Origin of the sequence: Streptomyces sp. ME19-01-6, from assembly GCF_033793745.1 — a bacterium.
In the GTDB taxonomy this organism is placed as follows: domain Bacteria; phylum Actinomycetota; class Actinomycetes; order Streptomycetales; family Streptomycetaceae; genus Streptomyces.
The window spans coordinates 397,305-410,600 of record NZ_JARAXF010000003.1 but is presented as its reverse complement, the minus strand read 5'-3'; the positions used below and the strand labels follow the sequence as shown (position 1 = coordinate 410,600).

7 protein-coding genes are annotated in these 13,296 nt (G+C 74.5%); 6 read left to right on the top strand and 1 reads right to left on the bottom strand.

Going from position 1 to position 13,296, the window contains the following annotated elements:
- The first annotated feature begins 38 nt into the window (after positions 1-38).
- The 4 genes from PV419_RS08460 to nudC all read left to right on the top strand — a co-directional run bounded on the left by PV419_RS08460 (position 39) and on the right by nudC (position 9,889).
- A complete protein-coding gene (locus tag PV419_RS08460) occupies positions 39-3,461 on the top strand; it encodes an ATP-dependent DNA helicase (RefSeq protein ID WP_319687148.1) in 3,423 nt (1,140 codons plus the stop codon).
- A 128-nt stretch (positions 3,462-3,589) separates the two neighbouring features.
- Positions 3,590-7,429 carry an ATP-dependent DNA helicase gene (locus PV419_RS08455; RefSeq protein ID WP_319687147.1) on the top strand — a complete coding sequence of 1,280 codons (3,840 nt, stop codon included), beginning with the start codon at positions 3,590-3,592 and terminating at the stop codon, positions 7,427-7,429.
- A gap of 62 nt (positions 7,430-7,491) precedes the next feature.
- A complete protein-coding gene (locus tag PV419_RS08450; protein ID WP_319687146.1) occupies positions 7,492-8,904 on the top strand; it encodes a dipeptidase in 1,413 nt (470 codons plus the stop codon).
- A gap of 49 nt (positions 8,905-8,953) precedes the next feature.
- On the top strand, positions 8,954-9,889 hold the full coding sequence (gene nudC, locus PV419_RS08445) for an NAD(+) diphosphatase (protein WP_319687145.1): 936 nt from the start codon (positions 8,954-8,956) through the stop codon (positions 9,887-9,889).
- 232 nt (positions 9,890-10,121) lie between these two features.
- Here nudC and PV419_RS08440 read toward each other — a convergent pair whose 3' ends face one another.
- A complete protein-coding gene (locus PV419_RS08440; protein ID WP_319687144.1) occupies positions 10,122-10,379 on the bottom strand; it encodes a mycoredoxin in 258 nt (85 codons plus the stop codon).
- Between the two features lie 199 nt (positions 10,380-10,578).
- On the opposite strand from PV419_RS08440, the gene PV419_RS08435 reads away from it, so the two are divergent.
- A complete protein-coding gene (locus PV419_RS08435; RefSeq protein ID WP_319687143.1) occupies positions 10,579-12,867 on the top strand; it encodes an ATP-dependent DNA helicase UvrD2 in 2,289 nt (762 codons plus the stop codon).
- A 141-nt stretch (positions 12,868-13,008) separates the two neighbouring features.
- Positions 13,009-13,278, top strand: coding sequence for a hypothetical protein (locus tag PV419_RS08430; RefSeq protein WP_319687142.1), 270 nt, complete (start codon positions 13,009-13,011; stop codon positions 13,276-13,278).
- Positions 13,279-13,296: the final 18 nt, after the last annotated feature.

Genomic DNA, 13,296 nt, shown 5'->3' with positions numbered 1-13,296 from the left:
TGCCGCACCCAGCACACCCACCAGGACCGGCGATCCACGTGAGCTCCTCCTCCTCGTCCCTTCCGCGCCAGCGGCAGGCTCGACAGCCGTCCTCGCGGCAGCCGTCCCCGGGCACGTACCGGCTGGTCCGCACCCGGCCGGACCCGGTGGCTGCCCCTGCCCTGGACGCACGGCAGCGTGCCGTGGTCGACCACCCGGGCGGGCCGCTGCTCGTGCTCGCGGGCCCGGGCACGGGTAAGACGACGACCCTCGTGGAGGCGGTGACCGAGCGGGTGCGGGGCGGTGCGGACCCCGAGCGGATCCTCGTGCTCACCTTCAGCCGCAAGGCGGCGGTCGAGCTGCGCGACCGGATGGCGGCCCGCCTGGGGGGCGCCCGCGGCCCGCAGGCCACGACCTTCCACTCCTTCTGTTATGCCCTGGTCCGCGCACACCAGGACATGGACATTTTCGCCGATCCGCTGCGCTTGATGTCGGGTCCCGAGCAGGACGTCGTCGTCCGTGACCTGCTCGCCGGGCAGGCGGAGCTGGAGCGGGAGGGGCGCGCCGCGGTCCGCTGGCCGGACGAGCTGCGCGCCTGCCTGACCACCCGCGGCTTCGCCGACGAGGTGCGCGCGGTGCTCGCGCGCAGCCGGGAGCTGGGGCTCGACCCCCGCGCGCTGGGGGACTTCGCGGCGCGCCAGGGCCGGCCGGACTGGCGCGCGGCGGCGGCCTTCCTCGCGGAGTACCTGGATGTGCTGGACGCCCAGGGGGTGCTGGACTACGCGGAGCTGGTGCACCGGGCCGTGCTGCTCGCCGAGCGGCCCGGCGCGGCGGCGGAGCTGGCCGCGCGCTACGACGCCGTCTTCGTCGACGAGTACCAGGACACGGACGTGGCCCAACTGCGGCTGCTGCGCGCGCTGGCGGGCGACGGCAGGACGCTGGTCGCCTTCGGCGACCCCGACCAGTCGATCTACGCCTTCCGCGGCGCCGACGTGGGCGGCATCCTCGACTTCCCGCACAGCTTCCCGCGGCGCGACGGCAGACCGGCGCCCGTCGAGGTCCTGACCACCTCCCGCCGCTCCCGCGCCGCGCTCCTCGCGGCCACCCGACTGATCAGCCACCGGATGCCGCTCACCCGCCTCCCGGCGGACGCGGTGCGCGCCCACCGGGAGCTGTCGGCCGTCCGCGCGGGCGGGCGCGTCGAGGCGTACACCTACCCGACCGCGGGCTCCGAGCTCGACAACATCGCCGACATCCTGCGCCGCGCGCATCTGGAGGACGGCGTTCCGTGGCGTGAGATGGCCGTGCTGGTGCGCGCCGGAGGCCGCTCGCTCCCCGGCGTGCGCCGCGCGCTGACCTCGGCGGGCGTGCCCGTGGAGGTCGACGGCGACGACATCCCGCTGCGCCATGAGCCCGCGGTGGCCCCCTTGCTGACCGCCCTGCGCGCCGCCGCGACGGCCACCCTGCGCGGGCCCTCCGGGCTGGACACCCCCCCGGCGGCGGGGGAGTCCGGGCCCGGCGCGGACACGGGCGTGCCGCCTGCGGAGGGGCCGGGCGCCGAGGGGCGCCCAGGGGCCGGGGGCGGCACCGGCAAGGCCGCCGTGCTCGACGTCGAGACCGCGCTGACCCTGCTCGCCTCGCCCCTCGGGGGCATGGACGCCGCCGATCTGCGGCGGCTGGGCCGGGCGCTGCGGGACGAGGAGCGGGCGGCGGGGCGGGCCGTGCCGCGCCCCTCCGACGTACTGCTCGCCGAAGCGCTCGCCGAGCCCGAGCGGCTGGTCGCGCACGACCCGGCGTACGCGCGCGGCGCCCAGCGCCTCGGCCTGCTGCTGCGCAAGGCGCGCGAACTGCTCGCGGGCGGTGGCACGGCGGAGCAGGCGCTGTGGGAGCTGTGGGACGGCACATCCTGGCCGCAGCGGCTGGAGCGGGCCGCCCAGCGCGGCGGGGCCGCCGGGCGCAACGCGGACCGCGACCTGGACGCGGTGTGCGCGCTGTTCGAGACCGCCGCGCGCGCGGAGGAGCGCGTCGGCGGCCGCGGCGCGCTCAACTTCCTCGACGAGATCGACGCGCAGGACATCGCGGCCGACACCCTCTCGCGCCGCGTGGTCCGCCCCGACGCCGTACGGCTGATGACCGCGCACCGCTCCAAGGGGCTGGAGTGGCGGCTCGTCGTGGTGGCGGGGGTGCAGGAGGGGCTGTGGCCCGATCTGCGGCGCCGTGGCTCGCTGCTGGAGGCGGACCGGATCGGCCGGGACGGGCTGGCCGAACCGCTGTCCCCGGGGGCGCTGCTGGCCGAGGAGCGGCGGCTGTTCTACGTCGCGGCCACGCGGGCCGAGGAGCGGCTGGTGGTCACGGCCGTCAAGGCCGCGGCGGACGACGGGGACCAGCCCTCCCGCTTCCTGGCCGAGTTGGGCGTCGAGCCGGTGGACGTCACCCAGCGCCCGCGCCGCCCGCTGTCGGTCGCGGCGCTGGTCGCCGAGTTGCGCGCCACCACCGTCGACCCGGCGGCCTCCGACGCCCTGAGGGACGCCGCCGCGCGCCGCCTGGCGCGGCTCGCGGCGCTGCGCGACGACGACGGCCAGCCGCTCGTCCCGTCGGCTCACCCCTTCCGCTGGTGGGGCCTGTACGAGCCGACGCACAGCGCGGTCCCGCTGCGCGACCGCGACCGCCCGGTGGCGCTCTCCGGAAGCGCGCTCGACCAGCTCGTCAACACCTGTTCGCTGCAGTGGTTCCTGGGGCGGGAGGTGAAGGCCGACACGCCGTCGACCGCCGCCCAGGGCTTCGGCAACGTCGTCCACGTCCTGGCCGACGAGGTGGCCTCCGGCCGCACCCCGGCCGACCTCGCGGTCCTCCTGGAGCGGCTGGACTCCGTATGGGACGCGCTGGCCTTCGACGCGCCCTGGAAGTCGCGGCAGGAGAAGGAGCACGCGCGGGCGGCGCTCGAACGGTTCCTGCGCTGGCATGTGATGGAGCGTGGCGGCCGCTCCCCGGTGGCCACCGAGCACGCTTTCGACGTCACCTTGGAGGCGGACGCCTACCTGGTGCGGATCCGCGGCAGCATGGACCGGGTGGAAGCGGACGGGGAAGGCCGCGCCTATGTCGTCGACTTCAAGACCGGCAAGCAGGCGGTGACGCGGGACGCCGTCGCCCACCACCCCCAGCTGGCCGTGTACCAGCTCGCGGTGCGCGAGGGCGCGGTGGACGGCCTCTTCGCGGACGGCCGTCCCGAGCCGGGCGGCGCGGAGCTCGTACAACTGCGCCAGGGCGCCGCCGGCAAGGACGGCGGGGACGCCGTCCCCAAGGTCCAGGCGCAGGAGCCGCTACGGCCGCTCCAGGGAGAGTGGGTGGGCGAGCTGCTGGCCACGGCGGCCGGACGCGTCCTCGACGAGCGCTTCTCCCCGAGCGCGGGCGAGCACTGCAACCGCTGCTCGTTCCGCGCGGCGTGCAGCGCGCGGGCGGAGGGGCGGCACGTCGTGGAGTGAGCGTGGAGTGAGCGCGGAGTGAGCGATGTGGCGTTCGCGACATCGGCGCCGGCCGGCGGGCCCGGCAGGGACCGGCGCTGACCTCGGTGTTGACGCCGGTGTCAGCGGGCCCCGATAGCCTCACTGGAATGTCCGCCCGCATCACCGACCCCGAGCAGCTCAAGGAGCTCCTCGGCATCCCGTTCACCCCGGAGCAGATCGAGTGCGTCACCGCGCCGCCCGCCCCGCAGGTGATCGTGGCCGGAGCGGGCTCGGGCAAGACCACGGTGATGGCGGCGCGTGTGGTGTGGCTGGTGGGCACCGGCCAGGTCGCCCCCGAGCAGGTGCTCGGCCTCACCTTCACCAACAAGGCGGCCGGGGAGTTGTCCGAGCGGGTACGGAAGGCGCTGGTCAAGGCGGGGGTGACGGACCCCGACCCGGTGCCGGTGGCGGGTCCGGTGCCAGGGCCGCCGGAGGCCCCGGAGACCGCCGCGGGCGAGCCGCACATCTCCACGTACCACGCCTTCGCCGGGCAGCTGCTCAAGGAGCACGGCCTGCGCATCGGCCTCGAACCGGGCGCCCGGCTGCTCGCCGACGCCACCCGCTTCCAGCTCGCCGCGCGCGTGCTGCGCACCGCCCCCGGGCCCTTCCCGGCACTCACCCGCCCCTTCGCCGACCTGGTCACGGATCTGCTCGCGCTCGACGCCGAGCTGGCCGAGCACCTGGTCCCCGCCGAGCGGCTGCGCGCGTACGACAGCGAGCTGCTGCACACCCTCGACGGGGTGAAGCTGACCAACGCCGAGCTGCGCAAGGTGCCCGAGACCGCCCGCGCCCGCCTCGAACTCCTCGGCCTCGTCGAGTCGTACCGCGCGGACAAGCGCGGCCGCGACCTGCTCGACTTCGGCGATCAGATCGCGCTCTCGGCCGCCGTGGCCCGCACCCACCCGGAGGTCGGCCGGATTCTGCGCGAGCAGTTCGCGGTGGTCCTCCTGGACGAGTACCAGGACACCTCGGTCGCCCAGCGCCTGCTGCTCTCCGGCCTCTTCGGCGGCGGCACGGGCCATGCCGTCACCGCCGTCGGCGACCCCTGCCAGGCCATCTACGGCTGGCGCGGCGCATCCGTGGCCAACCTCGACGACTTCCCCGAGCACTTCCCGCACGCCGACGGCAGCCCGGCGCGCCGCTTCGCGCTCAGCGAGAACCGTCGCAGCGGCGGCCGCCTCCTGGACCTCGCCAACGGGCTCGCCGCACCCCTGCGCGCCATGCACGAGGGCGTCGAGGCGCTGCGTCCCGCCCCGGGCGCCGAGCGGGACGGCGTGGTGCGCTGCGCGCTGCTGCCCACCCACGCCGAGGAGCTGGCCTGGCTCGCCGACTCCATTGCCCACCTGGTGCGCACGGGCACCGCGCCCGGAGAGATCGCGGTGCTGTGCCGTACGGCCGGTGACTTCGCCCGGATCCAGGGCGCCCTGGTGGAGCGGGAGGTCCCGGTGGAGGTCGTCGGCCTCTCCGGGCTGCTGCACCTCCCGGAGGTCGCCGACCTGGTGGCCGTCTGCGAGGTGCTGCAGGACCCGGGCGCCAACGCCGCCCTGGTGCGCCTGCTGACCGGCCCGCGCTGGCGGATCGGCCCCCGCGACCTGGCGCTGCTCGGCCGCCGCGCCCGCGCCCTCGTCCGGTACGAGGGCGGGCCGGACGGGCAGGACGGAGACGGGAGCCCCGACCGCCGCCTCGCCGAAGCCGTCGAGGGCGTCGACCCCGCCGAGGTCGTCTCGCTCGCCGACGCCCTGGACACCTTCCTCACCCCCGACGGCACCGACGAGGGGCTGCCGTTCTCGGCCGAGGCCCGGGTCCGCTTCGCACGCCTCGCCGCCGAACTGCGCGAGCTGCGCCGCTCACTGGCCGACCCGCTCATGGACGTGCTCCACCGGGTGCTGGCCACCACCGGCCTGGAGATCGAGCTGTCCGCCTCGCCCCAGGCCCTGGCCGCCCGCCGCCGGGAGACGCTCGGCAACTTCCTCGACGTCGCCGCGGGCTTCGCGGCCCTGGACGGCGAGGCCACACTGCTGGCGTTCCTCGGCTTCCTGCGCACGGCCGCGCAGTACGAAAAGGGGCTCGACAACTCCCTCCCCGGCGGGGAGAACACGGTCAAGGTGCTCACCGCGCACAAGTCCAAGGGGCTGGAGTGGGACGTGGTGGCGGTGCCCGGGCTGGTCGCCAAGCAGTTCCCGAGCGACCAGGCCCGCGAGTCCTGGACGGCCAACGCGCGGGTCCTGCCGCACGCGCTGCGCGGCGACGCGGAAACGCTCCCGGAGGTCGCCAACTGGAACGCCAAGGGGCTGACCGCCTTCAAGGAGTCCATGAAGGCGCATCAGAGGACCGAGGAACTGCGGCTCGGCTATGTGACCTTCACCCGCCCCCGCTCCCTGCTGCTCGGCTCCGGCCACTGGTGGGGGCCCACACAGAAGAGGCCGCGCGGCCCGTCGGCCTTTCTGGAGGCCCTGCGCGAGCACTGTGAGGCGGGCCACGGCGAGGTCGAGGCCTGGGCCCCGCCCCCGGACGAGGACGAGGCCAACCCGGCCCTCAAGGCCGCGGCCGCCGACCGCGCCTGGCCGCTGCCCCTCGACCCGGAAGCTCTGGCCCGCCGCCGCCACGCCGCGGACGTGGTCCTCGCCCACCTGGACCGCCTCGCGGCGCCGCCCAGCGAGGCGCCCGCGCCCGCCATGCCTGCCGAGCCCGACGCCGCGGGCCCGCGCGGCGGGCCCGCGGCGCACGACGAGGGCCATCCGGCGGCGGACGGGGCGCCCGGGGCCGGGGTCGAGGCCGGGGACGACCCGGCCTGGCCCGAGCCGCCCGACGAGGCATACGCCGACTCGTACGCCGATCCGTACGTCGACCCGTACGCGGAGGAGACGTACCCCGAGGACCCGGACGCCGAGGACCCGGACGCCGAGGACCCGGACGCCGCGGATCCGCACGCCAACGACCCGTTCGATGCCCCCGAACCCGCGCCTCCGGGCCCGGATCCGGGCCCCCGCGCGGCGGAGCCGCACAGCGACGCTGCCGGGGAGGGGCTGGGCGGGGGAGCAGGCCGCCCGGACGACGACCTCTGGGCAGGCTGGCCCGCCGGAACCGGCCCCCACCCCGCCCCGGAGGGCTCACCGCAGGAGGGGGCGACCTCATCGCCAGGCGGCGGCCTGCCGCCCGAGGAGGCGCGGATGGTCGCCTCCTGGGACCGGGACCTGGACGCGCTCGCGGGCGAGCTGCGGCGGGCCCGGGCCGGCGTGCGGGACGTGCCGATGCCGTACACGCTCAGCGCCTCGCAGCTGCTGCGCCTCGCCGCCGACCCCGACGGCTTCGCGCGGGAGCTGGCCCGCCCCATGCCGCGCCCGCCGCGCCCCGCCGCGCGCCGCGGCACCCGCTTCCACGCCTGGGTGGAGTCGCGCTTCGAGGCGCTGCCGCTCCCGTTCCTCGGCCCGGACGAGCTGCCGGGCGGCGAGGACGACGAGCCGGAGATCGCGGACGAGCGGGACCTGGCCGAGCTCAAGGAGGCGTTCGCGCGCACCCCGTACGCGCATCGCACCCCCTACCGCGTCGAGGCGCCGTTCCAGCTGGCGCTGGCGGGCCGGACGATCCGGGGCCGGATCGACGCGGTGTACCGCGCGCCGCGGGCCGTGGGGACCGGGCCGGGCGTGCGATACGAGATCGTCGACTGGAAGACCGGCCGGTCGCAGGACGCCGACCCGCTCCAGCTGGCGGTCTACCGCCTCGCCTGGGCGGAGCAGCAGGACCTGCCCCTGTCGGCGGTCTCCGCGGCGTTCCTCTACGTGCGCAGCGGCGAGATCGTCCGCCCGGCCGCCCTGCCGGGCCGGCCGGAGCTGGAGCGCATCCTGCTCGGCGAGCCGCAGGAGGCGCACGAGCCGACCCAGCCGCACGAACCTCACGACGAACGCCACGACGAACGCCACGACCACCACGTGACGGAGAACACATAGGGGCAGCGGCCGCGCGCGGACCCCGGCCCTGGCACCGTTCCGGGCCGGATAGGCTCAAGTGCATGAGTAATACCCCGGACGCGGACATCGCCGTCCGCGCCTACGTGGACGGTCACCGCGCCGCGTTCCTCGACGACCTCGCCGAGTGGCTGCGGATCCCGTCCGTGTCGGCCGACCCCGCCCGGGCCGACGACGTCCGGCGCAGCGCGGAGTGGCTGGCGGCGAGCCTGACCGCCACGGGCTTTCCGGTGGTCGAGATATGGCCGACGGCGGGGGCGCCGGCCGTCTTCGCCGAGTGGCCGTCCGGCGACCCGGGCGCCCCGACCGTGCTGGTCTACGGCCACCACGACGTCCAGCCCGCCGCCCGCGAGGACGGCTGGCACACCGAGCCCTTCGAGCCGACGGTCAAGGACGGCAGGCTCTACGCGCGCGGTGCGGCCGACGACAAGGGGCAGGTCTTCTTCCACACCCTGGGCGTACGGGCCCACCTCGCGGCGACCGGCCGTACCGCCCCCGCGGTCAACCTCAAGCTGATCGTCGAGGGCGAGGAGGAGTCCGGTTCGCCGCACTTCGCCGAGCTGATCCGGGCCCATGCCGGCCGGCTCGCCTGTGACACCGTGATCGTCTCCGACACCGGGATGTGGTCCGAGGACACCCCGACCGTCTGCACCGGCATGCGCGGGCTCGTGGAATGCCAGATCGATCTCCACGGGCCGGACCAGGACATCCACTCCGGCGCGTTCGGCGGCGCGGTCCCCAACCCGGCCACCGAGGCCGCCCGGCTGGCTGCCGCCCTGCACGACGCCGACCGCCGCGTGGCGATCCCCGGCTTCTATGACGGGGTCGTGGAGCTGACCGACCGCGAGCGCGAACTGTTCGCCGAGCTGCCTTTCGACGAGGGCGCCTGGCTGCGCTCCGCGCACTCGTACGCCACGCTCGGCGAGGCGGGCCACACCACCCTGGAACGGATCTGGGCCCGCCCGACCGCGGAGGTCAACGGGATCGGCGGGGGCTACCAGGGGCCGGGCGGCAAGACGATCGTGCCGTCCTGCGCCCAGCTGAAGCTGTCCTTCCGGCTGGTGGCGGGCCAGGACGCGGACAAGGTCGAACTGGCGGTGCGGGAGTGGGTCGCGGCCCGGATCCCGGCCGGTGTCCGCCATGAGATCACCTTCGCGAACGCGACCCGCCCCTGTCTGACCCCCCTGGACCACCCTGCGCTCCAGTCGCTGGCGCGGGCCATGGGGCGGGCCTTCGGCATGAAGATCCGTTTCACCCGGTCGGGCGGCTCGGGCCCGGCCGCCGATCTGCGGGACGTGCTCGGCGCGCCGGTGCTGTTCCTGGGCATCTCGGTGCCCTCCGACGGCTGGCACGCGCCGAACGAGAAGGTCGAGCTCGACCTGCTCCTGAAGGGCGCCGAGACGGCCGCGTACCTGTGGGGCGAGCTCACAGAAAACGCGGAAAACCGGACCGTATAGCGCGTATGTACGTAAAGCACCCATTTCTCAGGGGGAGTTGGAAGCAGCCGTGACCACCTGGACCGATCGCACCGCCGCCGAACCGATCACGCTCAGCGGCGCGAGCGGCATCGACCGTGCCGCGCACCACCGCCTGGACGAGGCGTGGCTGGCCGCGGCGTGGAGCCACCCGACGACGCGGGTCTTCGTGGTCTCCGGCGGCCAGGCGCTGGTCGACGACGCGCCGGACGGGTGCACCGAACTCGTCATGACCCCGTCCTTCGAGGCCCCGCCCACCGAGAATCACCGCTACTTCCTGGGCACCGATCAGGACGGGGTGCGCTACTTCGCGCTGCAGAAGGACGCGCTGCCCGGGCGGATGGACCAGTCGGCGCGACCCGCGGGGCTGCGGGAGGCGGGCGCGCTGCTGTCGGCGCGGGACGCCGGGCTGCTGGCGCACGCGGTGGCGCTGGAGAACTGGCAGCGGCTGCACCGCTTCTGCTCGCGCTGCGGCGAGCGCACGGTGATCGCGGCGGCGGGCCACATCCGCCGCTGCCCGGCCTGCGGGGCCGAGCACTACCCGCGGACCGACCCGGCCGTGATCATGCTGGTGACCGACGATCAGGACCGGGCGCTGCTGGGCCGCCAGATGCACTGGCCCGAGGGGCGCTTCTCGACGCTCGCGGGCTTCGTCGAGCCGGGCGAGTCGATCGAGCAGGCCGTGGTCCGCGAGGTGGCGGAGGAGGCGGGCGTCACGATCGGCGAGGTCGAGTATGTGGCCAGCCAGCCGTGGCCGTTCCCCTCCAGCCTGATGCTGGGCTTCATGGCGCGCGCGACCTCCTCCCGGATCCAGGTGGACGGGGAGGAGATCCACGAGGCGCGCTGGTTCTCGCGGGACGAGCTGCGGGCCGCGTTCAAGTCCGGGGAGGTGCTTCCTCCCTCGGGGATCTCGATCGCGGCCCGCCTGATCGAGCTCTGGTACGGGGAGCCGCTGCCCCGGGCCTGAGCCCGGCCTCGGTATGAGCCGGGAATCGAGCGGCTTCACGTCATGGAGGTCCGCGCTCTCCCCCTGGACCAGCTGTGCCGGCCGCTCAGGGTCGGTGATCACGTAGCCCTGCACCACGTAGTCCGTGCCGTCGCCCGATGTAGGCGGCGGGTCTTGTTCAGTCGACGCGGCCCCAGGGCACACCAAACCCCCGATCAGCGTCAGGCCGGTCGGGGATTGCGCGTAGCGGGAGTCAGGCGCCGAGCGCCTGCTTCACCTGGGCAAGGCTCGGGTTCGTCATCACGACCTCAGCGCCACCGTTGGAGGGAACCACCTGGACAGTGGGCACGGTCTGATTGCCGCCGTTCGCCTTCTCGACGAAGGCCGCCGACTCCGGGTCCTGCTCGATGTCGACCTCCGTGTACGCGATTCCCTCGCGGTCCATCTGGCCCTTCAGCCGGCGGCAGTAGCCGCACCAGGTGGTGCTGTACATCGTCACAGTGCCGGACATCGGTCTTACTCTCCTTGAGGCTCGGCCTCTCCGTGAGGCTCGGTGCGATGGCAGTGGTGAAACGTCCGCCCAACCCGCGGCATTCCCTCGCCGCCGTGCGACGGGGCACACCCCGCCCGACAAGCGGATGAGATGACCGGACGGGCGCGGCTGTGGACAACCGTCCCGGCGGTCTCAGCGGACCTGGCAGCATGGCGGGGTGACAGCAGCAACGCCCTCCCCTCTCTTCCCGCGGGTCTCCACGCCGGCCGAGTACGCGGCGGTTCCGCGCGACGCCGACGCGGTGCTCGAAGGGCTCGACCCGGAGCAGCGCGAGGTGGCCTCGGCCCTGCACGGCCCGGTGTGCGTGCTGGCCGGGGCCGGGACGGGCAAGACCCGTGCCATCACCCACCGGATCGCCTATGGGGTGCGCGCGGGCGTCTTCCAGCCCGCGAGTGTGCTCGCCGTCACCTTCACCAACCGCGCGGCGGGGGAGATGCGCGGGCGGCTGCGGCAGCTGGGCGCGGGCGGGGTGCAGGCGCGTACCTTCCACTCGGCCGCGCTGCGTCAGCTGCACTACTTCTGGCCCAAGGCGGTGGGCGGCGAGGTGCCGCGCCTGGTCGAGCGCAAGGTACAGCTGGTCGCGGAGGCCGCGGCGCGCTGCCGGATCCGGCTGGACCGCAATGAGTTGCGGGATGTGACGGGTGAGATCGAGTGGTCGAAGGTCACCCAGACCGTGCCCGAGGACTATCCGGCCGCGGCCGCCAAGTCCGGCCGGGAGGCCCCGCGTGACGCCGCCGAGATCGCCCGGATCTACGCCGTGTACGAGCAGCTCAAGCGCGACCGCGGCGTGATCGACTTCGAGGATGTGCTGCTGCTGACGGTCGGGGTGCTCGAGGAGCGGCATGACATCGCCGACCAGGTGCGCCGCCAGTACCAGCACTTCGTGGTCGATGAGTACCAGGACGTCAGCCCGCTGCAGCAGCGGCTCCTCGAGCTGTGGCTCGGCGACCGGGAGAGCCTGTGTGTGGTCGGCGACGCCAGCCAGACCATTTACTCCTTCACCGGCGCCACCCCCGACCACCTGTTGAACTTCCGCACCCGGCACCCGGGTGCGACGGTCGTCAAGCTGGTCCGCGACTACCGCTCCACCCCCCAGGTCGTCCACTTGGCCAACGGGGTGCTGGCCCAGGCCCGGGGCCGGGCGGCCGACCACCGTCTGGAGCTGGTCTCGCAGCGCGAGCCGGGACCCGACCCGCTCTATACGGCATACGCGGACGAGCCGGCCGAGGCCGAGGGGGTGGCTCGCCGGATCCGCGAGCTGATCACCCCCGTGGAGCAGGGCGGCGGCGGGGTGCCGGCGAGCGAGGTCGCGATCCTCTACCGGGTCAACGCGCAGTCGGAGGTCTACGAGCAGGCGCTGGCCGACGCCCAGGTGCCCTACCAGCTGCGCGGCGCCGAGCGGTTCTTCGAGCGCCCTGAGGTGCGCGAGGCCGGGCTGCTGCTGCGCGGCGCCGCCCGCGCGGGAAACGCCGACCCCGCGCTGACGGACGCGGATGTCCCCTCCCAGGTGCGGGCCGTGCTCTCCACCCGCGGCTGGACGCCGGAGCCCCCGGCCGGGTCGGGCGCGGTGAGAGACCGCTGGGAGTCCCTGGCGGCGCTGGTGCGACTCGCCGAGCAGTTCTGCGCGAGCCACCTGGCGGCGGGGCGGCAGGTCACCCTGGCCGACCTGGTGGCGGAGCTCGACGAGCGGGCGGCGGCGCAGCACGCCCCGACCGTCGAAGGTGTGACGCTCGCCTCACTGCACGCCGCCAAGGGCCTGGAGTGGGACGCGGTCTTCCTGGTCGGGCTCACCGAGGGCATGGTGCCCATCACTTATGCCAAGACCGACCCGCAGGTGGAGGAGGAGCGTCGGCTGCTCTATGTGGGGGTCACCCGTGCCCGCCGCCATCTGACCCTCTCCTGGGCCCTCTCGCGCTCTCCCGGAGGCCGTGCGAACCGCCGCCCCAGCCGTTTTCTGAACGGGCTGCGTCCCGGCTCAGCGGCCCCCGCCCCCCGCACGCCGGGCGGGGGCGGCGGCATCGAGCGCGGCGGCGGCACAAGTGGACAGGTCCGCAAGCGGCGCGGCCCGGTCCACTGCCGGGTGTGCGGCAGGACGCTGACGGATGCGGGTGAGATGAAGCTGAGGCGCTGTGAGGACTGCCCCTCGGAGTTGGACGAGGCGCTGTACGAGCGGCTGCGGGACTGGCGGGCCGAGCAGGCCGGGCAGCTGGGCCAGCCCGCCTACTGCGTCTTCACCGACAAGACGCTGCTGGCGATCGCCGAGGCCGTGCCGGGAACCGAAGGGGAGCTGTCGGGCATCCCTGGAGTGGGGAGGCGGAAGCTCGACAAGTTCGGCGCCGACGTCCTCGCGCTCTGCTCCGGGCGGGAACTCACCCGGGCGGAGGGTGTCGACGGGACCGGTGGAAGCGGTTCCGAAGATCCCGCGCGAAACTCGACGGAAAAATAGTTTGCGCGCGCGGAGCGCATACCCATAGCCTTCCGAGCACGGAGACAACGGCCCTTCCGGGATCCGAGGAATCCGTGTTGTACTGAACGAGCCGGACCGGTTTCGAGACGGTCCCTGAGACGCCGAGAGGAGGCGAGCCCAATGATCAGCTTCATGAACACCATCAAAATGACCGATCGTTCGGTCCTCGCCACCTGCCTGCTCGGCTCCGAGCTGCCTGGCACCGGTGTGTCCGCCGGCGCCGGTGAAGCGCGTCTCAGCGAGCGACCGATCCAGGCACCTGCGGTAGCGGCAACCGCGCGGGCGATTGCCTATGCGTTTGCGGCCAATGGTGCCGGATCCCGGACGACGCAGCAGCACCACGAGAAGTGGGCCCTCCGCGGGCTCGGACCCTGGAGATATCCAGCCTGATCCAGAATCAGGTCGGCA

What these genes read in the sequence shown, in the direction of transcription:
- PV419_RS08455 (WP_319687147.1), top strand. Translation starts at nt 3,590, where the DNA reads ATGTCCGCCCGCATCACCGACCCCGAGCAGCTCAAGGAGCTCCTCGGC.
- PV419_RS08450 (WP_319687146.1), top strand. Translation starts at nt 7,492, where the DNA reads ATGAGTAATACCCCGGACGCGGACATCGCCGTCCGCGCCTACGTGGAC.
- PV419_RS08440 (WP_319687144.1), bottom strand. Translation starts at nt 10,379, where the DNA reads ATGTCCGGCACTGTGACGATGTACAGCACCACCTGGTGCGGCTACTGC.
- PV419_RS08430 (WP_319687142.1), top strand. Translation starts at nt 13,009, where the DNA reads ATGATCAGCTTCATGAACACCATCAAAATGACCGATCGTTCGGTCCTC.